Origin of the sequence: Geminisphaera colitermitum TAV2 (assembly GCF_000171235.2) — a bacterium.
Lineage (GTDB): Bacteria > Verrucomicrobiota > Verrucomicrobiia > Opitutales > Opitutaceae > Geminisphaera > Geminisphaera colitermitum.
Genome location: NZ_ABEA03000126.1, coordinates 102,024 through 126,033 on the forward strand (window position 1 = coordinate 102,024; position 24,010 = coordinate 126,033).

A 24,010-nucleotide genomic window follows, 5' to 3' on the forward strand; every position below is an offset into this window, starting at 1 on the left:
CGCTTACCGAGTGTTGCGGGGCGGGGTTTTTTGGACAAACCAGACCAGCCGGCTCACTACCGCATCCTAACCCGCAACCTCAACCTAGATAATTTTTCATTATGGCAATCGACCCCGCACTGCTGGAACGACTCCGTAAACATCGCGAAATCGCCCTCAACGGCGGTGGCGCGGACAAACTCGCGGCGCGCCGCGCCAAGGGCCTGCTCACGGCTCGCGACCGCATCGACGCGCTCTTCACGCCCGGCACCTTTATGGAGTCCGGCATGCACGCGCAGCACCAAGCCACGCACTTCGGCATGGCTGACAAAGTGCTCCCCTGCGACGGCGTCATCACTGGTGTTGGCCACATTGATGGCCGCCCCGTGGCCGCTTACGCCCAAGACTTTACGGTCGGCGGCGGATCGCTCGGCCAAATCCACGCCAAGAAAATTTGCGACGCCATGGAATACGCCATGGAAGCCGGCATGCCCGTCATCGGCATCAACGACTCCGGCGGCGCGCGCATTCAAGAAGGCGACGACGCCCTCTCCGGTTACGGCCAAATCTTCTTCAAGAACGTGCTCCTCTCCGGTGTCGTTCCCCAGATTTCCATCATCGCCGGCCCCTGCGCCGGTGGTGCGGCCTATTCGCCCGCGCTGACGGACTTCATCATCATGACGAAGAAGAACGCCCAGATGTTCATCTGCGGCCCCGACGTCATCAAGGCCGCCACCGGCGCCACCGTCACCATGGACGAAGTCGGCTCGGCCCAGGCCCACGCCTCCGTCTCGGGCAACATCCACTTCATCGCCGAGGACGGCCCCGATGCCTTCCGCATCGCCCGCAAACTCCTCTCGTTCCTCCCGTCCAACAACATCATGGACCCCCCGCACCAGCCGACGCCCTCCATCTCGCTGGAACCGGACCCGCGGATGAACGAACTTGTGCCCGCCGACCCGAAGGCTCCCTTCGACGTGCACAAGGTCATCAGCTACCTCGTGGACGAAGGCGACTTCCTCGAAGTGCAGCGCGACTTCGCCAAGAACATCGTCGTCGGATTTGGCCGCATCCAAGGCATCGTCGTCGGCATTATCGCTAACCAGCCCGCGTTCAAAGCCGGCTGCCTCGACATTGACTCCTCGGACAAAGCCGCCCGCTTCATCCGTTTCGCCAACATCTTCAACATTCCGATCGTCAACCTCGTTGACGTCCCCGGCTTCATGCCCGGCGTGGCCCAGGAACGCGGCGGCATCATCCGCCACGGCGCCAAGATGCTCTTCGCTTACGCTGCCGCCACTGTGCCGAAGATCACCGTCATCATGCGCAAAGCCTATGGCGGTGCCTACCTCGCCATGTGCTCGCGCGACCTCGGAGCCGACCTCGTTTACGCCTGGCCCTGCGCCGAGATCGCCGTCATGGGTGCCGAAGGCGCGGCCAACGTTCTCTTCAAAAAAGAAATCTCCGCCGCCGCTGATCCGAAGGCCAAGGCCGCCGAACTCGCCGCCGAATACCGCGAAAAATTCGCCTCGCCCTACGAAGCCGCCAGCAAGGCCATGATCACCGACATCATCGAACCGGCGCAGACCCGCGCCGTCGTCTCGATGGCCCTGCGCAACACGCTCAGCAAACGCGAGACCCGTCCGCCCAAGAAGCACGGCAACATCCCGCTCTAACGGAAATTAAGAATTAAGAATTAAAAATTAAGAATGGCCGGTCATTGGAACACCACAAGGGCACCGGGAGCCTCCCTCCCCCCCCCTCCCCTTCTCTCCAACACCGAATCCAATCTCTTAACCCAATTCTTAATTCTTAATTCTTAATTTTTAATTCATCCAATGCTTACCACACTCACATTCGCAGCCGCCTCCGGCTCACGGACCGCGCCTGAACCGCTCTTTGGCAACCAGTGGCTCGCTCTCGCTGTCATTTTGGCGGGCGTGGCGGTGTTCATCGCCCTCGTGGCCATCGCTGGCCGCATCCTGGCTGCAACGCATCCTGACGACGCCAAGGTCAAGAAAGTCGCCGAGCGCGCTGCCGCCGCTAGCGGAACCACGCAGTCCGTCGGGGCTGCTGCCGCCGCCTTGGCCGCGCCCGAGACCATCGGAGGCATCGCCCCCGAAATCCTTGCGGCCATCTCGGCTGCTGTCGTCACCGTTGTCGGCCACAATGCCAGCATCGTCGGCGTGCAGCCCGTGAAGCCCAAGCCTCTCTCCGTCGAGATGCTCATGCAGCAATGGTCCATCGAAGGCCGCCGCCAGATCTACTCGTCGCACCAATTCCGTTAAATTCTCGTCCGTCAGCATCAACCACACACACTCATCCGGCCGGCTTCCTCCGCATGCGCGACCGGATTCAACCTTAACTCACCACATTTCGCATGAACAAAAAACTCCGCGTCACCGTTGAAGGAAAAGCCTACGAAGTCCTCGTCGAGATCCTCGAAGAGGGCAAACCGTCCGCCGCTCCGGCCCCCGCTCCCGCAGCCGCGCCCGCTCCTGCCGCCTCCGCTCCTGTAGCGGCCCCTGCCGCCGCTCCCGCCGCCGCCAAGGCCGCCGCTCCCGCGGCTGGCGCAGGCGACGTGCCCAGCCCGCTCGCCGGCAAGCTCGTCTCGATCGACGTCAAAGTCGGTCAGGCCGTCAACGAAGGCGACCAAGTGGCCACCATCGAAGCCATGAAGATGAACACCTACATCTTCGCGCCCCACGCGGGCAAAGTCACCACCGTCTTCGCCAATCCCGGCGACGGCGTCGAGGAAGGCGCTCCCCTCCTCCGCATCGAATAACAATCCGATGCTCCGCGAACGAGAGGCGCACAGTCCGGCTCGCCTCCCGCTTCGCAGATCGAACACACGCGCCTCCCTGCCGACCGGGGGACGCGTGCCAGCCGGACCCACCTGCCACGAAGCGCTCCTGAACAAGTCCGGCCGGGCGTTCCAAGTTTGAAATCCAGGGCTCCTGCCCTGCGCCGTGCGGCCCGGCTGCTATCCGCCGCCGCCGCCTTTTGTATCCGAATCCTAATTACGATCGCCGCCGTCCTGTCCCGGGGCTCAGGCCCTGAACACCCAACGCATCACCATGACCACTGCCTTATCCACCTCCATCACCACCGCGCTCATCGTGGCCGCCGTCGGCTCCGTTGTCGCGATGGGCGTGGCCCTCCTGATCAAACTCCTCTTTCTCGGCATTCGAAAATTCGGGAAAAAGTAAAACATCACGACAACACGCATACGTATTCACATATCGCATACGCAACCGCCGACCGGCCCTGCCTCTCACCTGCCGCTTTTGTCCGACATCTGACCCGCTGACCGCAAAGCGCCTGACCACCGCTACCGCTCCATGACATTTCAAAACATTCTCGATATATTCCAAGGCGTCACGACTCTCATTGAGTCCCCCACGCCCATCCTGATCGCCCGGATCGGACTGATTTTCCTCGGCATGCTGCTTGTTTACCTCGGCAAGAAAGGCACGCTCGAACCCCTCCTCATGATCCCGATGGGCCTGGCCATGTGTGCGGTCAATGCCGGCGTCCTCTTCCTCGACCCCACCACTGCCGGCCACATCGTGCACGGCAGCGCCGCGCTGGCCGACCCCGTTGCCCAGCAGCAACTCGCCGACACGGCCGCCGCCGGCCAGATGCACGGCACCCTCTTCATGTCGCCCCTCGTCGAGGACCCCAGCCGCCTCATGGGGCTCATGCAGATCGATTTCCTCCAGCCGATTTTCAACTTCGCGTTCAGCAACAACCTCATCGCCTGTCTCGTGTTCATGGGCATCGGCGTTCTGCTCGACGTTGGCTTCGTTCTGGCAAGGCCCTTCCTCAGCATCACGATGGCTCTCTTCTGTGAACTCGGCACCATCGTCACCTTCCCCATCGCGGTCGCCATGGGCTTCACCTATGGCGAAGCCGCCTCCATCGCCCTCGTCGGCGGCGCGGACGGTCCCATGGTTCTCTTTGCCTCGCTCTCCCTGGCCAAGGATCTTCTCGTTCCCATCACGGTCATCGCCTACCTCTACCTCGGCCTTGTTTACGGCGGTTATCCGTATCTCATCCGCGCCTTGATTCCGGCCAAGCTCCGCGGCCTGCGCATGCCCGCCCGCCCGATCACAAAAATCACTTCTGGCGAAAAACTCGCCTTCGCCGTCGTCGCCTGCACCGTGCTCTGCCTGCTGTTTCCCTCCGCCGCGCCGCTCTTTTTCTCCCTCTTCCTTGGCGTCGCCGTCCGCGAAGCCGGCTTGAAGGTGTTCTCCAGCATGATCGAAAACGTGCTCCTCTACGGCGCCACGATGTTCCTCGGCCTGCTCCTCGGCATCCTCTGCGAAGCCGCCACCATCCTCAACCCCAAGGTCATTCTCCTCCTCATCCTCGGCATCCTCGCCCTCCTCCTCTCCGGTGTGGGCGGCATCATTGGCGGTTATTGCGCTTACTTCTTTAGCGGACGCAAAATCAACCCCGTCATCGGCATCGCCGGCGTGAGTTGCGTGCCCACCACCGCCAAGGTGGCGCAAAAGGAAGTCAGCCATGTCACTCCCGACGTGATCGTCCTCCCCGAGGCCCTCGGCGCCAACATCTCCGGCGTCATCACCACGGCCATCCTTACCGGCATCTATGTGACGCTTGTCCCACTGCTCTCGCAGTGAGTCATGCGGACGCAGGCCAAGACCGCCTGACAAACGTGAACGCCTTCCGCACCAACTCCACCGCCTGGATCATCGGCATCACTGCCGCGGTGGGCGGGGCATTGATGGTGCGATTGGTCAGCCCTGCGCTCGCGCCCGACCATGCCCGTCTGGCGGCGGTCATCTCGGTTGCCGGACACCTGCTGGCCCTCATCGGGCTCGCCACGATCTGCATCGGCGTCAGCCGTCGCCTGAAACGCGAAAACGCCCGCGACGCCGCAGCGGCAGCGGGCGACTCCGAAGCAGGGGAAACGCTCGTCGTCCCCGAAATCACCCCGCCCAAGCGCCCCGAAAAATGACATCGCTTGTCGCAGCCCCTCCCTCTCCGCCCTCAGTGACGCTCGATGGCTGGACGCTCCACACCGCCGCCACCGTCCCGTCCACCAACCCCATTGCCGGCAAACAATTCTCCGCCTGGCACGCCCTCCGCGCCCTCACGCAAACCGCCTCCTACGGACGTACCGGACGCTCCTGGACCTCCGACCCCGGCGGACTCTGGCTCTCGGCCAATCTCCCCTGTCCTGCGACCACCCCCGCCGAACGCGCCCGCTGGGCCATCCTGCCGCTTGCCGCTGGCTGGGCCGTGATCGACGCCCTCACCGCGCTTGGCGTTACCGGCCTCCGCCTTCGCTGGCCCAACGACATCATGACCGGCTCGCGCAAACTCGCCGGCCTCCTCGTCGAGCGCTTCACCCCCGACACCGTCACCGTCGGCATCGGCCTCAACCTCACCAACTCCCCCGAACACGCGCACCCCGCCCTTGCCGGCACCACCGCCCGGCTGGCCGACTTGCTGTTTCCCTCCCCCCCCCCCCCGAGCAAATGACGCGCCTCTTGCTCGCCGCCCTCCGCCGCGCGCACACGACCATCCTCGAACACGGATTCGCCCCCATCGCCGACGCCCTCAACGCCACTTGGTCGCTCAACCCCCGCCGCGTCCGCATCACCCTTGCTCCCGCGCTTGGCGGCGCCACGCACGAAGGCCATTTTCACGGCGTTGATGACACCGGACGCTTGCGACTCACCTTTGACGGCGAAACCACGCCCCGTTACTACGAAGCCACCCAGATCGAACTCCTCCGCGAACAACCGGACCCAGCCAGACAATGCTGATTAAAATGCCTGTTTTGTGCTACCGCACCTTTTTCCAATGTTGAGAGGCAATCCAAACGCAGTCCAACTGCCATTTCCCGCTTGTATTTCGAATCATTCCCGCTGATCTCAAAATCTTCCAAAATCTCTCAAATTCTCTCAAAAACTTTCACTCCGCCCTCTAAACCCTGACTCCCTGAACGCTAAACTCTTCGCCCAACCCGCCATGTCCACGACCAAAACCACCACCAAGCCCTCGCCCGTTGTCTTCAACAACACCGTCCTCCGCGACGGACACCAATCGCTGGCCGCCACGCGCATGACCACCGCGCAGATGCTGCCCGCTCTCGCCGACCTCGACGCCATGGGCTTCGGCGCCCTCGAAACCTGGGGCGGCGCCACCATCGACTCCGGCCTCCGCTTCCTCGACGAATTTCCCTTCGACCGCCTCGACGCCATCAAGAAGGGCACACCGAAGACCCCGCACATGATGCTCCTCCGCGGCCAGAACATCGTGCAATACGAGAACTTCCCGGACGACGTCGTCGAAACCTTCGTCAAAATGTCCGCCAAGCACGGCATGGACATCTTCCGCATCTTCGACGCCCTCAACGACCCCCGCAACATCCAGACCGCCGTCAAAGCCGTCATCGCCGCTGGCAAGCACGCTCAAGGCGTCATCTGCTACACCACCTCGCCCGTCCACAACGTCGAAGGCTTCATCAAACTCGGCCTCGAACTCGAAAAGATGGGCTGCCACTCCATCTGTCTCAAAGACATGGCCGGCCTCGTCCCCCCCGCTGACGCCGCCGCCATCATCGGCGGACTCAAGGCCAAGGTAAAAATCCCCGTCATCCTCCACACACACGAAACCGCCGGACTCGGCATCCCCACTTACCTGGCCGCCGTCAACGCGGGCGTTGACGCCATCGACTGCTCCATCACGCCCTTTGCCAACGGTACCGCCCAACCGGATACACTCCTCATGATGGCCGTCCTTCAGGGCAACCCGCGCCAGCCCAACTACGACAAGGAACGCCTCGCCAAACTCCGCACCCACTTCGAAAAAGTTTACGGCGAACTCAGCAAATTCACCGGGCGCAAAAACGAAGTCATCGACGTTGACACCCTCACCTACCAGGTCCCCGGCGGCATGTTGTCCAACTTCCGCACCCAGCTCAAAGACCTCAACATGGAGGACCGCTTCGAGGAAGTCTTCGCCGAGATTCCCGTCGTTCGCAAAGCCCTTGGCTGGATTCCCCTCGTCACGCCCACTTCGCAAATCGTCGGCACGCAAGCCGTGCTCAACGTGAAGTTTGGACGCTGGAAAAACTTCGCCCCCGCCGCGATGGACATCGCCCTTGGTTACTACGGACGCACTCCTGCGCCCGTCGATCCCGAGGTGCAGGCCCTTGCCGCCAAGAACACCGGCAAACCTGTCATCACCTGCCGTCCCGCCGATCTCAAGAAACCGCGCATGGCCGAACTCAAGGCCGAACTCCGCAAGGCCGGTCTCCCCGACGACGACGAACACGCCGTGATTCACGCCATGTTCCCCATGCAGTTGAAGGAGCACTACGACCGCAAAAAAGCCCCCCCCCCCCCCCCCGCTGCCGCGCCTGTCACGGTCTCCACGCCCGCGCCCGCTGTGAAACCCGCCGCCATTCCGGCTGTTCTTCCCACCGGAGCCACCCGTTACGCTCTTACGGTCAACAGCCACCGAGTCGAAGTCGTGGTCGAAGAACTCTCCTAAAACAAAGAATTCACCACAGAGACACCGAGGCACAGAGGGCAACTCACAGAGGAGTTGCCCACGAAACACACGAAAACCAAACCATCGGCCTCCTGCTTTTTTTTGCCGTGTATTTCATAGGCAAAAAGCTCCGTGGGTTCGATCTCTGTGTCTCCGTGTCTCTGTGGTGAATCTATAATCCTTTTTGTTTTGGCGGCGGGGGCGTTTGCCGTTTGGAAATGAGGGCACATGTCCACCATTCCCAACGTCCTCGCCGAACGCTACGCCTCGCCACTCATCAAAGACCTCTGGTCCCCCGCCGGACGCATCGCGCTGGAACGCGATTACTGGATCGCCGTCATGAAGGCCCAGCGCGACCTCGGCCTCCCGATCCCCGCAAAAACCATCGCCGACTACGAACGCGTTAAAAACCAGATCGACCTCGCCAGCATTGACGCCCGCGAACGCGTCACCCTTCACGACGTCAAGGCGCGCATCGAAGAGTTCAACGGCCTCGCCGGACACGAATCCATTCACCTCGGCCTTACCTCGCGCGACCTCACTGAAAACGTCGAACAACTCCAAATCGCCCGCTCCCTCGCCGTCGTCCGCCTCAAGACCGCCGCCGCCCTCGTCAAACTCTCCCGCCGCGCCCGGCAATACCGCGACCTCATGATTACGGGTCGTACCCACAACGTCCCCGCGCAACCCACCACCCTCGGCAAACGCTTCGCCATGTCGGGTCAGGAACTCCTCGCCGCCTTCACCCGTATCGACGAACTCACTACGCGCTATCCCGTGCGCGGACTCAAGGGCGCGGTTGGCACGCAACTCGACCAGCTCACCCTCTTTGCCGGCGACGCCGCCAAGGTCGCCCGCCTCGAAGCCCGCGTGCTCAAGCACCTCGGCTTTCACGTCTCGCTCTTTGCCGTCGGGCAGGTTTACCCGCGCTCGCTCGACTTCGAAGTCGTGTCCGCCCTCCACCAGACCGGAGCCGCCGCTTCCAGCTTCGCCACCACGCTCCGCCTCATGGCCGGGCAAGGACTCCTCACTGAAGGCTTCCAAAAAGGCCAGGTCGGCTCCTCCGCCATGCCGCACAAGGTCAACGCCCGCAACTGCGAGCGCATCTGCGGCTTCTCCACCATACTCTCCGGTTACGTGACCATGACCGGCGCTCTCGCCGGCGACCAGTGGAACGAAGGCGACGTCTCCTGCTCCGTCGTCCGCCGCGTGGCCCTGCCCGACGCCTTTTACGCCATCGACGGCCTCCTCGAAACCCTCCTCGCCGTGCTCAACCAGATGGACGTTTTTGAAGCCGCCATCGCCGCCGAAAACGAGCGCCAACTCCCCTTCCTTGCCACCACCACGATCATGATGGAGGCCGTCAAGGCTGGCGCCGGACGCGAGACCGCGCACGCCGCCATCAAGGAGCACGCTCTGGCAGCCGCCCGTGCCATTCGTACCGGAAAAGGCGATACCGACCTCGTGAACCTCCTCTCCGCCGACGCCCGGCTCGGCCTCACGCGCGCCAGGCTCAGTGCCATCCTTGCCGACGCCAAACGCTTCGTCGGCGCCGCCCCGCAGCAAGTGGACACCTTTGTCCGCACCGTGGCCGCCATCGCCAAAAAAGTAAAAGGCGCCGCCCGCTACGAACCCGGCAAACTCCTGTAACCGCCAGTCACAATGGGGGGGGCCGGAGAACCTGCCCCTCCGCCTCCCGCATTTCCTTCCACCCCCGTCGAGTTTTCGCCTGTCACTTGCGTTTTTTGCAAAGCGAGACTCTCTCTTCTCCCGACTCATGAAAACCACCACGTTCCTACTCCTGCCTCCGCCGCACCCGCCACCGTTGTATCCTGTAAAAAACTACACCGGAAATTGACGCCCGCTGGTGATGCGTTTCCTGCTGCTGCAAATCTTTGCCTGGATTCCCGCCTCGTGCCTGTGTTTGCACCTGTGCCAGTCCTCCGCGCAAGCGGTCCCGTCGGACACCGCACCTCCACCCGTCACCCTCCAGCCGCTCGACATCCATGCCTCGCGTGCCTGGGACTTGATGCCTCAGCCCCCCACCGGGCTCTTTCACGAGGAACCCACCTCCGCCACCGCCTACGCCGGAGCCTTCCTTGAAGAGCAGGACATCACCAGTCTCGCGCAACTCGCCCCCTATACCCCCGGCGTCTTCATCGCCGAAAAATCTCCCGCCAACACCGTCTTCAACATCCGCGGCATCTCCAGCGAAGGCGGCGACCCGCGCGGAGCCAACCGCATCGGCATTTTTCAGGACGGCGTACCGCTCAACCGCGTGCCCGCGGGCGGCGTCGCCCTCTTCGACATGGAAAGCGTCGCCGTGCTGCGCGGCCCGCAACCCACGCTCTTCGCACGCGGCGCCGAAGCCGGGGCCATCTCGCTCGTCCAAAACAAACCCGTGGATGCCAACACCGGCAGCCTCACTGTCGGCGCGGGCAACTACGACGAATTTACCACCACCGGCTTCGCCAACGTATCGCTTATCCCCGGACAACTCTTTGCCCGCGTCGCCTTCACGCGCACCGTGCGCGACGGCTACACCGACAACGTCGCCGACGACTCCGACCTCAACGGACGCGACACCGCCGCCCTGCGCGGCTCCCTCCGCTGGCAGCCCGGCTCCCGCACCACTCTCGACCTCATCGCCAACTGGCAGCACGACACCCCCCCGGCCACCGGTTTCAAAAGCAACTCCATCCCTCCGACCGGGGGCGAAACCAGCCCCTTCACCTTTGCCGAGCTTAACCGCGGACGCGACCTCACCGTGGACCGTACCCTGAAAGGCATTACCGGCATCATCACTCACCAACCTGCCCCCGACTGGAAAATCACCAGCACCACCGCCTGGCGCGAGTTCGACTCCACCGACAACTACGACGCCGACGGCTCCCGTCTCAACCTCATCGAACTCACGGACAACTCCACCGGACGCCAGTTCAGTCAGGAATTTCGTCTCCGTTACGACGATGCCGGCGTCACTCCCTTCAGTGGCTCCGCCGGCCTTGGCTACTTTTATGAAGAGGGCAAACAACGCCTCACGCTCCACTCCGACGAGCGCGCCATGTGGCCCTTCCTTTCCCCCGGGCTCCGCGATCAACTGACCGCCCTCGGCGTCCCCTCCGCCTTGCTCAACGCCGCGCTGCCGCCCACCGATCCCACCGTGCCAGTCAACAACCTGCCCGCCTCGCTGGCACTCTTCAACAATCCCGCCCTGCCGCCCGAGCTTCGCCAGCTTGCGCTCCTGGCCGGAGCCCCGCTCAACCCGTCCAATCCCGAAACAAGTATCACGTCCAACACTACAAATGCCGTCGATCTCGTGCTCGACGGGACTTGGCGCGCCAGCGACCGCCTGCGCTTCACCGCCGGACTTCGCGGCACCTTCGAGCACATTACATCCGGCTACGAAGTGGAAAACGCCGCCACGCCCTCGACCCTCGGCTTCATTCTCGGAGCAACCCCCAACGCCATTTTCCCGCCGACCAATGGACAACTCGAAGCCAGCGACAGCTCCTTTTCTTGGGCGGGCCGCGTCGCGGGCGAATACGATTTCACACGTGCGATCACCGGCTACGCCTCCGTCTCGCGCGGGCGGCGTCCCTCCGGGATCGTCCTCACCGCCGACGCCATCACTCCCTTCGCGGAGGAGGTCGTTTGGAATTACGAAGCCGGCTTCAAAGGTGCTCTCCTGCGCAACCGCGTGCTCTGGAGCGCCTCGGTATTTTATTACGACTACAGCCATTTCCAGAGCATGGCTCCTGCTCCCGGCAATCCCTTCCTCTTCGTCGTCACCGACGCCGGCAACGCCACCGGACGTGGAGCCGAATTTTCCCTCCAGGGTCGCATCACCGACCATCTCAGCGTTTTCGCCGTTTACAGTTTCACGGACGTCACCTTCGACGCGACCGATTCCGACGGTAATCCCCAGCCCAATGCCGGCTACACCACGCGACTCACCCCAAGGAACACCTTTTCCCTCGGCGCCACCTGGTTGATCCCGGTCGATGGCGGCAGTGCGTTTTTCGTGTCACCGGTTTATCAATACAAATCAAGCGTTTACTTCAATGACAACAATGCCCTCTTCAACTACAGCCTGCATCAAGGCGGTTTCGGACTCATGAACCTGCGCGCCGGCTGGCGTTCTCCGCGCGGCCGCTGGGTGGTGACGCTCTACGTGGACAACCTCTTCGACAAGGACTACCTCCTCGATGCCGGCAACCTTGGAGCCTTTTACGATCTGCCCACCTTCGTCGCCGGCCCCCCGCGCCTCTACGGCGCGCAGGTCACGGTGCGGTTTTAGGCGGATCATCGCTCAAGCAGATCGGACGCCGCCCCATCGCTTGGGGCGACGGGAGGTGCAACCGGCAGCGCACTCAAATCCTCAAACTCCAGCTTCACGACGAGCACCGTGTTCGCGTGTTCATTGACCGGCAGACCACGCAGGCGCAGGCAACGCGTCTGGTCCGCGTGTTCCGACGGCACCATGTCGATCTCCCACGCCACCGGCCCGCCTGTGTTGAGCAACGTTGCCCGCCGTGGAGCGATCGCCAGTGGTTTGAGTTTCACGCCCGAATGTTCCGGGTCGCGGTACAGGTGGACATAGAGCGTATTGCCTTTTCCGCTACCGCTGCGCGTGAGCAGCACGTTGCGATTATCCGTCAGGTGCGACGCAGGCGCCACACCATCGAATGCCTCCCGCATCCTGCGATACCATTTGCCGATCCGACGCAAAATTGCGACCGTCTCCGCCGGGATCGTGCCGTCGGGACGCGGCCCGATGTTGAGCAGATAGTTGGCATCACGCGCCAGAAACTTATCGATGCTTCGTAGCAAGTGCCGGTCCGTGTAATAATCCTCGTCCACGCGCCAGCCCCATGCCTCGCGTCCGATTGACTGGCATGCCTCCGTGCGCCGGGCGAAGTGCAGGCAACCGTCCATGTCATCGTAATCGCGCTCCGGAGTGCCGAAATCGCCCTCGTCGTAACCGCGATCATTCACCACGGCCAGCGGCTGCAATTTGCGGATCATGGCGTTGACCGACGGGTCGATGTGTTTGTCCACATTCATGTCCCACCAGATGCCGTGGATCGTCCCGTAGTTCGTGCACAACTCGCGCACTTGCGCCTTCAGATAGCCCACATAACGCGCCAGGTCCGGTTCATCTCCGGCCTGCGGCGGGAGTTCGTGGTGACGTCCCTGATTCGGATAATTCTTCTGATGCCAGTCCGCCACCGAGTAGTAAAGACACAGCGGCATTCCGCGCCGGTGGCATGCGTCTGCGAACTCCCGCACGATGTCGCGCCCGAACGGCGTGTTCATCGTGTTGTAATCGGTGGTATCCGTTTTCCAGAGACAAAACCCGTCGTGATGTTTGGTCGTGAGGCACACGTAGCCCGCGTCCATTTCCTCCGCGAGATCGAGCCATGCCTCGGGATCGAAGCGGGTGGGATTCCATTGCCTGGCGAGTTTTTCGTATTCGCTGCGTGGCACGCGTCGCCGCCACTGTTCCTGTTCGTGCCAGCCATTGATGGCGTAGAGCCCCCAATGCAAAAACAGCCCAAGCCGCCGTTGAAACCACCAGTCGCGCCCATCGCCAAACCGGGGCGCGAGGGCAGGGGAGGGGGGGGGGGGGGGGGGCGCTGATTGCGGCATATTGCTGGAGGAAGGCAAAGGAGGGAGTGCGATGGATGTAGTCACGGAAAAAGATCAGATGGTTGGATTCGATTGTGAGCGTTGCCGCAAGTAAGACCTCCCGAACTGCACGGCTTGATCCACGGCCTCCTCGACCGAGACGTGGTCGAGCAGCGCGTGCCACAGCTCGTTGTTGAGGACGTTGATCGTCAGGTAAAACAACTCCGCCGTCGGCAGGTGCAACGGTTCCGAACGCGCCAGCGCCTCCGCCAGCCACACCCGGTCGCAGGCCATCGGGGGAGCGTCCCCGGCGGGGAGCGACACCGGGATGTTGCCCGTCCGCGCAAACTCCCGCTGCGCCTCCTCTCCCAGCAGATAATTCAAAAACCGGACGCACTCCGCCGGATGTTGTGAGTCGCGGTTCACCGCTCCCACCATCGGCCACAAAAACAGCGAATCGTCCGTGCAGAGCGACGGGACGTATTCAAATTCAAACGACAGCTTCGATTCGGAGAACAGCCACGCATCCACGCTATGACTCAGGAACAGCGGCGCCTGCCCGTTCACGAATGCCTCGCGTCCCTCGCGGCTCAACGCGCTCCTCTGTCCCGGCCCGCGCCGGCTCTGGCGGCAGAGCGCCATCGCCGCCTCCGCCGCCGCCAGGAATTCCCTTCCCGCCCCTTTTGCCACTTTCGCTCCCCCCCCCCCCTCTGCGGTCAGCGAAAAATACAAGCGCAAGTGCCGCGCCCCGATCAACGTCACCGGTTGCTGCACCGACACCGGGCGCGGGTCAAAGCCCTGCCGTTCCAGCAACGGCGCCGCCGTGCGCAAGTACGCGAGTTGCCCCTCAAACGTGCGGAACGCCGGCGCCGGAACCCCGCAGCGCCGCAGCAATTCGCGGTTGGAAAACACGTAGTTGCTCCGGTAATACAGCGGCAGCAATCCTTGCTCCGTGCAGCGGGCCGCCATCTCGGGCGGAGCGTAGTTGCGCAAGTCCAGCAAATGGTCCTCGTCCCCCGCCCATTGTGCGTTCCAGCCGAGCCGTTCGTAAGCGTCGAGTTCGTGGGTGGAGTCCTCGGGGTCCGGAACAAAAACCATTTCGGCGCGGTTGTGGGGGTACCGTTCTCCGAACTTCCCCACCAGTCCCTCCCATAGCGGGCGCTGAAAGTCCGTATGACTCTCGGTTCCAAACCGGAAACAACTATCGAATGGCGATTGCGCCGCGCCCCGGCGCACCCTGTTTTTGGTTCTTCGGCCGCTTCCCCATTTACCCGGTTTCGCGGCGTGGTTGTGCGTGGCGATTGTCTCGTCGTCGTCGCCTTTGCCTGTCGCATTCGCCACGAACACTCCGGCGCGTGGCTTGCTGTAAAGCAGACCGTCCGCGACCAATTCCGTCACTGCCCGTTGCGCCGTGACGAGCGACACGCCGAGATGCCCGGCCAGTTCGCGCATGGGCGGCAAGCGCGTGTGTGCCGGCTGTTCGGATACAGAATCAGCGAGCAGTTTTTTGATGAACGGCTGCTTGCCTGGCCCGTTGCCCACCGGTCCTGAGCGTGCGGCGCGGCGTGCGGTCAGCGAATGCGTAAAAGAACGGGTTGTGTCGGCCTGGCGGGTCATAGTGTGAATGAAACAGGAAACTGTTATACTTTATGCCAGTCTCAACCATTAAATGAGGCCAGGGCTAAAATTTCCTGTTGACTGGAATAAAATCGCTGTTTTGCTTTCTGTTATACAACAAAATCGACATATCCCATATTCGCCGTTTTTGCCGTAGCCTCATCCACCCAACCCAACAAAAAATCGCCATGAACACATCGCTCAAAACCATCACCTGCCTCGCCGCGTTCGCCCTCGGAGCCTCCGCCACCCAAGCCCAATACACCCTCATCAACGAAACCTTCTCCGATGGCGCTCGCAACGGCGCCGGTCGCGCCACCGAGTGGTGGGCGATTTTGAATAACGGAACAAGCAATGCCGTCGTAACGAAGACCGAATTCGGCGGCACTCATGCGTTGGAATTTTACGGCAGTTCATCCCAGACAACCCTCATTGCCACCTTTGCTCCCGTCACCCTCTCCAAAGCGGATGACTACGTGAGAATCTCCGCCCAGACGCGATACGATACTAATGTTGTCACCGGGTTCGGTGCCAACACCGGTCCGCTCCTCGGTCTCTATAATGCCGGTTCCACTTTTCAGGATGCCGACTTCTTCACTCCCAGCGGTGCCCCTGGCGCTCTCACCGATGACATCGGCTACAAGGCAACGAAGTTTGCCGCAGTCGACGCGGCGGACGTCAAAATTTACAAGCAAGCCCCGTTTTCCGGCTCCTTTTTTAACTGGGCGGGAACCGCATTGACGCTGGAAAGCGGCCAAAACTCAGGTGCCGTTCTTGCCAAGAGCACGATCTACACGACCACGCTCACCTTGAAACTTGCAGCCAATCTGACCGATCTCGAAATCACTTACGAAATCGAAGGCGGCGGCATATCTCATACGGCAATCGCCACTATTGCGGCTGATACGTTCACTTTCAACGAAGCCCTCATTGGCGTCTTCAGCGGCCAGGCTGCGAATAACATACGCGCCCACATGAGCAACATCGTCGTGACCACGAATGTTCCTGAACCGACGACTGTTGCCATGCTCATCGGAGCCGCCAGCCTCATCCCGCTGGCCCTGCGTTTCCGCCATTCGCGCCACTGACATTATCATTAGCCCTCCCCTCCCCCCCCCCCCCTGCTTCCCCGACAACTCCCGCTCTTTTTCCCCGCCGGTTTATCCTCCTTGTTTCCGATCCTCGATCCCCATGAAAAAACCACTATCCGCCACCGCGTTTACCCTCATCGAATTGCTCACCGTTATCGCGATCATTGGCATTCTTGCGGCGATCATCATCCCCACCGTTGGCAAAGTCCGCGAATCCGCACGCACCGCGCAATGCGTCAGCAACCTCCGACAGCTCGCCCTCGCCTCGCAAGCCTACGGCGCGGACAACAAGGACACCATCGTTCCTTGGCGCATCAACAGTACCGCGCCCTATTGGACGACCAGCCTTGCTCCCTACGTTGGCGTGAAAAAACCACCGAGCGGAGACGTGGAGAACTCCGTCTTCATGTGCCCCGTGGTAAAGCCCAACATGAATTCCGGGGCCACGCCAACCGATGGAGTTACAACTCCGGCCTACACCTACTACAGGGAGGATCGCATCTTCACCCGCTACACCATCAACCTCCACATCACCGATGGCGGCGGCACATGGGAGCGGATCAGCGCGAAGTATTCGCAGATTGAACATCCGACCAAAACCTACCTTTTCCTTGATCTCTTTGGCGGTAACGGCGGTGGCCGCTGGATGAACTCCTACCTCGCTTATCCACACAAGGAAAAGCTCAACGTTGCCTTTGTTGACGGACATGTGGCGTCCAAAAACAAAACCCAGATGGACTACTATAGCAGCAGAGCCGACCACGTCTTCTGGCGCGGTTTTCTGTGGGGCGGCAATGGCGTTACTACTCTCACTCTCGACGAACCCAACCCATAACATCTCTCAAAATACATGCGCATCACCACATCCACGCTCCTCGCCATCCTGATCGCCCCGGCCCTCGCCCTTGCGACCCCCGCCGCATCCGCCCAGGACACGAACACCAAACCTCAAAACCTCCTCCGCAACGGCAACCTTGCCAGCGGTTCAGGAGAACAAACTCCCGGATGGAACTTTTCCAAATGGACCCTCAAACCCGATTCGCCCCTCGTCGAACGCGGCATTGCCGAAGATACCGACGGCACGCGTTTTCTGCGCCTTGCCCTGCCCGCCGCAGGCAACGCGCACGTCTGGTTTCAGCAGGAAATCGCCGCCGAGGGAGGCTCGACCTACCTGCTCACTTTTAAATATCGCGGCACCCGTCAAAAACCGGAGGACGGCCCCGATGGTTGGGCAAGCCTCCCTTGCGGAATCTATTTTTACGACGTGAGCAACAAATGGCTCGGTTTTGAACGAGTGCAGGACCTCAAGTTCACCAAGGACTGGACTCCGCACACCGTCAAAGTCACGGCTCCTGACAACGCCACTCGCATCGGTGTTCGCCTCGCGATTGAGACAACGATTGCCTGCGAAGTGAACTTCACCGATGTCGTCCTCATCCTGAAGGGCGAATAACACGCCGCCCCCCCCCCCCCCTCCCGCGCTCTCCCAAACTGTAGCCATTTAATACCTGGTAGGGAGGCCTCTCCGAGGCCTCCGAAACCACGCTCCAACCACCTATGAATTTCGAATTTTCTCAGCACGCACGGCGGAGGCCTCGGACGGAGCGCAGCAGCGCGCAGATGGCATCGCCGCCGCAGGCGATGGCCCGAAGGGCTGCCCTCGGCAGAGGGCACAAAGGCCTCCCTACCATTAAGACAACGGATGCCTCTCAACTTATGTCGCTCTAAATCCGCACCATCCACTCCCGCATGAACTCTGCTCGCTACTCTCGCGCCCTCATTGCGCTCCTTTTCGGTCTTCAAATCCTCCCAGCCACCGCCGGAACCGCCTCCCTCCTTCATCTCTACCCCGATTCCACCACGGCAGCCAACCCGCTCCTCCCCGCCGTCCCGCCCGTTCCCGGAGGCAGCGCCGGACTCTGCATGGCTGTCGAAACGCGATTCGCCTACGACCTCGCCCCACTCATTGCCTTCCCCGCCGGCGCAGGCCGTCTCGAAGTTGACCTGCGCGACAACGCCCGCCGTGCCGCGAAAAACGTCCTCACGCTCATTGACGGTTCCCGCAAACTCACGCTCCAGTTCTCCAGCGCAGCCGACAACCGTACGCCCCAACTCGTGCTCGAAAACCTGGCCGACAACCCCAAAAACACCTCCCCGACAACCTCTCTCGGCCAACCTTGGGGTGATGCCTGGACACACCTTGCAATCGAGTGGACAGCCGACGGCCAACTCACCTGCCGCGTGGCCGGCCGCCCTCCCGTGACAATTTCCCTCGCCGCCGGATTTTCCCCCAAACGCCTCGAACTCGAAACCTGGCACATTGACCAACTCACACTCACGGGCGACGCCACCTTCCGCCTTGATTGGGAAACCGGATACGCCGCCACCCTCGACCTCAACTCCGCATCCCCCCCCCCCTCCCCCTCGGCCACTCCTGTTGTCCGACTCCTCGGCTTCGACACCTACGCCATCAACTCCGCCCCAGCTAAACGCGACTCCCCCACCGTCCAACTCCTCAACCCCACCGACCGCGAACGCACCGTTACATTTGACTTCACCCTCCACGGCGAAGTCGGCCCCGCCTCCACCGCCCCCATCCAATGGACGCAAACACTCACCGCTCCCGCCCGCTCCGAAACCCTCGCGCCCATCACATTGCCCGCGCCGCTCGCCAGCGACGTTTACCACCTGAAAATCCACACCACCGGCCTCGCCTCCTCCGCCGCCAACCCCGACACCACAACCACAACCGCCGAACTCGACACCGAGAAACACTTCTTCCACGCCGCCCGCCGCACCACCGAACCCGCAGGCACGCCCAAGTTCGGCCTCCACGATGCCGATAACCGCCTCTTCGGTTCCTGGCCTGACGCCCTCGGCCTCGACTTCGCCCACGTTTACGCACACTGGGGCTACACCGTCGGCCCCGCCTGGGTGCGCGACAACAACGGCGACTACGGCATCGACCCCGACACACCATCCGCCGAGTGGAATTGGCCCCCTCGCGTGGACTGGCTCCTCGGCCAGCACCTCACCACCTACGTCAGCCTCCAGTCCGAGCCATTCCTCCCTTGGATGCGTGAACGCGCTTATCCCAAACAAAAATTCAAAAAATACGTCTGGGGCGACCGCGGCGGTTTTCCGAAACTCGACCGTTACCGCCAGTTTGTCCGTGCCTTTGCCACCCGTTACCAAGGCCGCGTCCACCACTACGAAGTCGAAAACGAACCCAACGCCGGTGGCGACAACGGCATCCCGCCCGCCGATTACGCCCTCATCTCCCGCGCCGTGTTTGAAGAAGTTCGCGCCGTTGATCCCGCGGCCCGCGTTTACGGCATTTGCGGCACTGGCAATTTCGTCCCTTGGATGCGCGAAGTCTTTGCCGCCGGTGGAGCCGACTACATGGACGCCGTCGCCATCCACACCTACGTCACCCCGCAACTCCCCGAAGCCGCCAATCTCCCGCAAAAACTCGATGAAGTCCGCGACATCATTGCCAAAAGCACCCGCCCCAACCTCTCCATTCTCAACTCCGAAACCGGCACCTACGTCGCCCTCCGGGAAAATGTTGACCGCCCCATCCCGCCCGAACGCCTCGCGCAACTCATCAAAGATGGATTCCCCTCGCTGACCGTCCCCACCGGCTGGCCCAACCACGCCCTCACCGAACGCGAAGGCGCGCTCTCCATCGTTCGCAACGCCACCTACAACTTCCTCGCCGGTGCCGAACGCTTCACCTTTTTCGGCTGGAACCTCCACTGGCCCGCAATCGACTGGGCCACGGGCGGCGCGCGCCACTCAGGCGGCGGCAGCGACGGCTTCGCCCTCATCTCCGCCACCAAGGACGGAGTCCGCACGCCCAGCCAGCACACCCTCGCCATCGGTGTTCTCACCGCGCAACTCGAAGGCGCGCTCCACCAACGCGGACGCGCCATCGACAACGCCGGCGTCCTCGGCGGCGTGTTCCCCAAACAAAATGGCGGCGAAGTCGCCGTCCTCTGGTCCGGCATGGGCAAACGCAGTATCCTATTGGAAACTACATCGCCCGGTGCCGAACTCGTCACCCTGTTTGGCCAGACCAGCAACCTCTCCGGCAATACCCATGCCATCGAACTCGGTGACGAACCCATTTACCTGCACACCGCCCGCCCCGGCATCCGCGTGATGTCCTCCCCCGTCATCAATCTCCGGCAGGAAACCCGCGAACCCGGACGCACCGAAATCAGCTTCACCCTCGTCAACCGCAACCGTTCGGGAGCGGGATCGGGATCGACAACAAAACCTTGGGCGGACCGGGTGGAAATCCCCCCGCAACAAGGCTGGCGCTTCGAACCCGCCACGCTTGCGTTTAACCTTGCCCCCGGCAAACGCACCCAACTCGCCTTCACCGCCATCGCCCCCGTTGCATCCGGTGCAACCACAAACGCCGGCCAGCGAAGCTTTGTCATCGACGCCATCACGCGTCTCTCCGATGGCACGCGTTTTACATTCCCCATCGTGCTCGAAGCCCGGCCGACCGCGCGTTTATCACCGCTGCCAGCCAGTCTCTCCCAAACACCAACCGAGGCATCCGCCGCCGCCCTTGCGGCGTGGCAACCTGCGGACGGCGAACTCCGCATCGACACTCCCGACCAAGTTGCTGTTGGACGTCCTCCCAAACTCACTTCCATTCAGGAGGAACAATTTTGGGCTGGCCCCGCGGAACTCTCCGCCCGTGTAAAACTCGGCTACGACCGCGACGGCCTCCTCGTTTATGTGGATGTGACTGATGCCAACGTCCGTCTCCCCCAACGCTGGCCCGACGTGCGCGGTTCGGTGGTCGAATTATTTTTCGATTTTCGTCCGCTTGAGCAAACCGCAGGTTCGCCTGCTTACGGCAAAGGCGTTTACCAGGTAGTGCTTCGCCCCGCCCTCCAGTCCGGTGACACCGTCGAAATCTGGAATGCTTCAAAACAGAATGGTATCCTTGAAAGCACGACTGCGATCGGCGCTCCGCGGACCGGCGGTTACTGGGTTGCCTTTCGCATTCCGTGGGCGTCAACCGGATTGCCGTTTGATCCAGCGACAGGTGCGCCGACGCGCGGTTTCGGTTTTGATGTGGCAGTGGATGCTCCGTTTCCCGCTGACGCGCACGCATCGCGCGCGGACCAGCGCAAAAGCCAGATCGTCCTCTTTGGCACCGCCTCCAACAACGTCAGCACCTCCGGTTTCGGCTTCGTGGTTCCGAGATAAGATAACCTGCTCATGACCGAATCTCGTTCGGTCCCGGTGCCGTCCGTCCATCCACCCACGAGCACTCGACGAAAACCGTTTTCGGTTTGGCGGGCAGACCGAGTTGGTTGGCGTTGATTTGCTCGACCACGAGATCGAGCGCCGCCGCGCCGATGTCGGGACGATGCTCGTCCACGCCGGCAAACAACGGGTCCTCAATGTGCAGCAACGCGAACCCGCAATCCTCCGGCACGCGAACTCCCCCCGCCTGCAACCAGTCGCAAACCTGACGAAACGAGAGGACAACGTCGGGCCGTTGCTTGCGCATCCATGCCAGCACCGTTTCCGGACGCCAGTCGTCGGTCACCAGCGGCGGCACAACCTGCCTCGCGGGCAGGCCGCGCTGTTCGAGCAACGCGCCCGCCAGCCAGAGTCCTGCCACTCGTTTGTGATTATCCGTCGGCAATGCCAGACCGATTCGTTTGTAGCCGAGCCGCGCAAGTTCGCGCCATGCCACATGGATCGCGTTTACGTAGTGGGCGCAGGCTCGATGTAATCTTACACTTGGCAAGGCCAGCGCCGCGCACGATGCCGCTGCGAAACCTGACCACCCCAGATCAACGATCAACTCGGCGTTGACCAGTGGTGCCACCAACACGCCGCGAATCCCGCGTGCTCGCAAAATCTCGCCGAGCCGGTGTCCGTTCATGCCCGGCGCGGTGAACCAAAATTCCTCAATGCGATAACCCAATTCCCGAGCGCGCGCCGTTGCTCCTGCGTGGAAAGCCACGCTTGCCGGGTTGTTTCGCCATCCCGTTGCTGTCGGGTGCGTGGTGATCCATGCCACGGTTTCCTCGGCTGTTTTCGACACACGACTTTGCCGCAAGCGCGCCATCAATTGCGACACCATCGGGTCGGGACGATAACCGAGTTGGGTCGCGATGCGTTTGATGCGTTGGCGCGTGAGCGACGGGATTGACGGATCATTGCGCAATGAGCGCGACACCGTCATCTGGCTCACTTTGGCCTTTTCGGCCACGGTTGCCATCGTCACGCGCATTTCGCGGGCGACGGTATATGTCATGGAGGGGGAGGGGGGGCGTTTCACGTTAGGCTAACGTGACGTGGCGCTTCCCGTTCGGCAAGTCTGCTGACAGTGCTGCCAACCGTTATCCGATCCTGAACCCAAACCGTTTCAATCAGCCATGAACATCACACGCATGACAAGCCACCTGTCCCATCGCCTGCTCCCCGCCACCGTTGCAACTGTGCTTGCAATCCTGACTCTCCCCTTTGTCGCCAACACTGCTGCCGCGCGTTCGATTTTCGACGATGACTTTGTCGGGGTAAGCACCAACGGCGGCACCGACGTTCAATCCCTCAACGCTACCGGTTGGTATTTTCACAATAGCAATGCGGGAGGCACGACATGGACTGTAAACAGCGCTCCCGCAGCCTCCACGGCGCTGAACGGCAATGTGCTTCGCAATCCGGCAGGCACAGCCGCCAACACTTCAGCGATGAAGCAATTCACCGCTGTTATCCTGTCCGAAGTCGGAGATTCCATCACTGTTTCGTTCGACCTCTGGAGCACTGTTTCCACCACGCAGACGCTTCAAGTCGGCCTCTTTGACGTCGGTTCGAAAATCACAGGAAACATCTATGCGCCTGCCGCCACGACGCCCAATCCCGTATTCGAGAAAACAGGCTATGCTTACTCGCAAGCCTTCACTCTCAACACGGCAACCTATGCCGTCAAAAATGGACCGAATAATGTCACTGGCAAAACAGGCAGCAGTGGTGCCATCACCGGGGCGGCACTCTCTGCATCAACGGATCACCACATCGAATTCACGCTGACCATGACCGATACCGGTTTGAAATTATCCACGATTTTCGACACCAAACCAATGTCAGACTATACTGTCGAAAGCGTGGCAGGAAGTAGTGTAAGAGTGGATACGCTCTGGCTATACACCGGGGGACTTCCGAATGGCACTCAGGTCAATTTCGACAACATCACTCTTACGACCAATGTCAGCGTCGTTCCCGAACCTGCCACCGCCGCCATGCTTACCGGGATTTCCATGCTCATCCTCGCCTTGGCCGCCTCTTTTCGCCATCGCCGTTTTTCGGCCCGTTGAGCTAGGTATTGCGTGATTCACCCGCATACGAATTGAGCAACAATGAACGCCCCCAAAACCACATCGCCACCTGTTCCCCTCATCGAGTTGGTGCATTCTCGTAGCTGCGAACATACGCTTGGAGCCATGCGTTCGCAGCATCGCGCCTTCACCCTCATCGAACTCCTCACGGTGATCGCCATCATCGGCATTCTCGCGGCGATCATTATCCCGGTGACAGGAAAAGTCCGGCACTCAGCCAAGCTTGCCCGCTGCCTTGCCAACCATCGCCAGATCGCTGCCGCCTACCTGATGGACATCAATGACAATCGCGGACGCTTGCGTTACTTTCCGGCTGGCGACGAAAACGAATCCGGTTCCGGTGTCGGTTCCGGCACCATGTCTGGAGACAACCGCTCGCTCCCAAGCTCCATTGAGACTAATCTGAAGCCCGCCCACCTCACCATTTACCTGAAAGCCTACGGTCTCAAACAAGCCACCTTTGTCCCTTCGTATCAAGAAATCCCCTACCGTCACCAGACCGTCTGGTATTGTCCTGTTTCTCCCGACAGGGTTGGCAACAGTTCGATCACCGGCCACGGCTGTACCTACTACTATTACAACCTTGGAAAACATATCAACGTGACCGACCGCGCAGTTACTATCGATCAAGTTAGCGATTACCTGAGTCGTGAACCCTTCCTGCGCGACTACTATGGTAATCACGAAGACCCCTCCAAAAACTACGCCTTTGTCGGCGCCACCCGTTACAAGACCGTTTACGCTTATCTCGACGGTCACGCTAAATACGAAAAACGCTGATCCGTA

General features: G+C 61.6%; 20 protein-coding genes. 17 read left to right on the forward strand and 3 right to left on the reverse strand.

What is annotated here, in order from left to right; genetic code table 11:
* The first annotated feature begins 101 nt into the window (after positions 1-101).
* The 11 genes from OBACDRAFT_RS15300 to OBACDRAFT_RS30805 all read left to right on the forward strand — a co-directional run bounded on the left by OBACDRAFT_RS15300 (position 102) and on the right by OBACDRAFT_RS30805 (position 11,809).
* A complete protein-coding gene (locus OBACDRAFT_RS15300; protein WP_043587021.1) occupies positions 102-1,655 on the forward strand; it encodes an acyl-CoA carboxylase subunit beta in 1,554 nt (517 codons plus the stop codon).
* 162 nt (positions 1,656-1,817) lie between these two features.
* Complete coding sequence (locus tag OBACDRAFT_RS15305; RefSeq protein ID WP_043587023.1) at positions 1,818-2,267, forward strand: hypothetical protein; 450 nt, start codon at positions 1,818-1,820, stop codon at positions 2,265-2,267.
* Between the two features lie 92 nt (positions 2,268-2,359).
* Positions 2,360-2,764, forward strand: a complete 405-nt coding sequence (locus OBACDRAFT_RS15310; protein WP_043587025.1) for a biotin/lipoyl-containing protein — start codon at positions 2,360-2,362, stop codon at positions 2,762-2,764.
* Positions 2,765-3,056: 292 nt separating this feature from the next.
* Positions 3,057-3,188: a hypothetical protein gene (locus OBACDRAFT_RS30795; protein WP_269799073.1), complete on the forward strand. Its 132-nt coding sequence runs from the start codon at positions 3,057-3,059 to the stop codon at positions 3,186-3,188.
* A 132-nt stretch (positions 3,189-3,320) separates the two neighbouring features.
* Complete coding sequence (locus OBACDRAFT_RS15315; protein ID WP_043587027.1) at positions 3,321-4,625, forward strand: sodium ion-translocating decarboxylase subunit beta; 1,305 nt, start codon at positions 3,321-3,323, stop codon at positions 4,623-4,625.
* Positions 4,626-4,660: 35 nt separating this feature from the next.
* A complete protein-coding gene (locus tag OBACDRAFT_RS15320) occupies positions 4,661-4,963 on the forward strand; it encodes a hypothetical protein (RefSeq protein ID WP_043587084.1) in 303 nt (100 codons plus the stop codon).
* Positions 4,960-5,490 carry a biotin--[acetyl-CoA-carboxylase] ligase gene (locus OBACDRAFT_RS30800; protein WP_269799074.1) on the forward strand — a complete coding sequence of 177 codons (531 nt, stop codon included), beginning with the start codon at positions 4,960-4,962 and terminating at the stop codon, positions 5,488-5,490. Before OBACDRAFT_RS15320 ends, OBACDRAFT_RS30800 begins: the two co-directional genes overlap by 4 nt.
* Positions 5,487-5,777 (forward strand): hypothetical protein, encoded by a 291-nt coding sequence (locus OBACDRAFT_RS29905; RefSeq protein ID WP_232767189.1) that lies wholly within the window; start codon positions 5,487-5,489, stop codon positions 5,775-5,777. The genes OBACDRAFT_RS30800 and OBACDRAFT_RS29905 overlap by 4 nt, the downstream gene beginning before the upstream one ends.
* Before the next feature lie 205 nt (positions 5,778-5,982).
* Positions 5,983-7,509, forward strand: coding sequence for a pyruvate carboxylase subunit B (locus OBACDRAFT_RS15330; RefSeq protein WP_043587028.1), 1,527 nt, complete (start codon positions 5,983-5,985; stop codon positions 7,507-7,509).
* 228 nt (positions 7,510-7,737) lie between these two features.
* Positions 7,738-9,159, forward strand: a complete 1,422-nt coding sequence (gene purB / locus OBACDRAFT_RS15335) for an adenylosuccinate lyase (RefSeq protein WP_043587030.1) — start codon at positions 7,738-7,740, stop codon at positions 9,157-9,159.
* Positions 9,160-9,379: 220 nt separating this feature from the next.
* On the forward strand, positions 9,380-11,809 hold the full coding sequence (locus tag OBACDRAFT_RS30805; protein WP_052362078.1) for a TonB-dependent receptor: 2,430 nt from the start codon (positions 9,380-9,382) through the stop codon (positions 11,807-11,809).
* 5 nt (positions 11,810-11,814) lie between these two features.
* Here OBACDRAFT_RS30805 and OBACDRAFT_RS15345 read toward each other — a convergent pair whose 3' ends face one another.
* Both OBACDRAFT_RS15345 and OBACDRAFT_RS15350 read right to left on the reverse strand, forming a co-directional pair.
* The gene (locus OBACDRAFT_RS15345; RefSeq protein WP_198529915.1) at positions 11,815-13,206 is read right to left on the reverse strand and encodes an alpha-L-fucosidase; all 1,392 of its coding nucleotides are present in this window, start codon (positions 13,204-13,206) and stop codon (positions 11,815-11,817) included.
* Between the two features lie 9 nt (positions 13,207-13,215).
* The gene (locus tag OBACDRAFT_RS15350) at positions 13,216-14,757 is read right to left on the reverse strand and encodes a GntR family transcriptional regulator (protein ID WP_043587032.1); all 1,542 of its coding nucleotides are present in this window, start codon (positions 14,755-14,757) and stop codon (positions 13,216-13,218) included.
* 188 nt (positions 14,758-14,945) lie between these two features.
* On the opposite strand from OBACDRAFT_RS15350, the gene OBACDRAFT_RS15355 reads away from it, so the two are divergent.
* The 4 genes from OBACDRAFT_RS15355 to OBACDRAFT_RS15370 all read left to right on the forward strand — a co-directional run bounded on the left by OBACDRAFT_RS15355 (position 14,946) and on the right by OBACDRAFT_RS15370 (position 21,080).
* Entirely contained in the window at positions 14,946-15,845 is a 900-nt protein-coding gene (locus tag OBACDRAFT_RS15355) for a hypothetical protein (protein WP_157837118.1), read from the forward strand.
* 103 nt (positions 15,846-15,948) lie between these two features.
* Positions 15,949-16,683, forward strand: coding sequence for a DUF1559 family PulG-like putative transporter (locus OBACDRAFT_RS26740; RefSeq protein ID WP_084432519.1), 735 nt, complete (start codon positions 15,949-15,951; stop codon positions 16,681-16,683).
* A gap of 15 nt (positions 16,684-16,698) precedes the next feature.
* On the forward strand, positions 16,699-17,301 hold the full coding sequence (locus tag OBACDRAFT_RS15365) for a hypothetical protein (RefSeq protein ID WP_043587035.1): 603 nt from the start codon (positions 16,699-16,701) through the stop codon (positions 17,299-17,301).
* Positions 17,302-17,597: 296 nt separating this feature from the next.
* Positions 17,598-21,080: a DOMON domain-containing protein gene (locus OBACDRAFT_RS15370; RefSeq protein ID WP_043587037.1), complete on the forward strand. Its 3,483-nt coding sequence runs from the start codon at positions 17,598-17,600 to the stop codon at positions 21,078-21,080.
* Positions 21,081-21,090: 10 nt separating this feature from the next.
* Here the strand turns inward: OBACDRAFT_RS15370 and OBACDRAFT_RS15375 are convergent, their stop codons facing one another.
* Positions 21,091-22,143, reverse strand: a complete 1,053-nt coding sequence (locus OBACDRAFT_RS15375) for a LacI family DNA-binding transcriptional regulator (RefSeq protein WP_043587039.1) — start codon at positions 22,141-22,143, stop codon at positions 21,091-21,093.
* Positions 22,144-22,264: 121 nt separating this feature from the next.
* On the opposite strand from OBACDRAFT_RS15375, the gene OBACDRAFT_RS15380 reads away from it, so the two are divergent.
* Positions 22,265-23,203: a hypothetical protein gene (locus OBACDRAFT_RS15380; protein ID WP_043587041.1), complete on the forward strand. Its 939-nt coding sequence runs from the start codon at positions 22,265-22,267 to the stop codon at positions 23,201-23,203.
* A gap of 42 nt (positions 23,204-23,245) precedes the next feature.
* Positions 23,246-24,004, forward strand: coding sequence for a type II secretion system protein (locus OBACDRAFT_RS25535; RefSeq protein ID WP_425601741.1), 759 nt, complete (start codon positions 23,246-23,248; stop codon positions 24,002-24,004).
* Positions 24,005-24,010 lie beyond the last annotated feature (6 nt).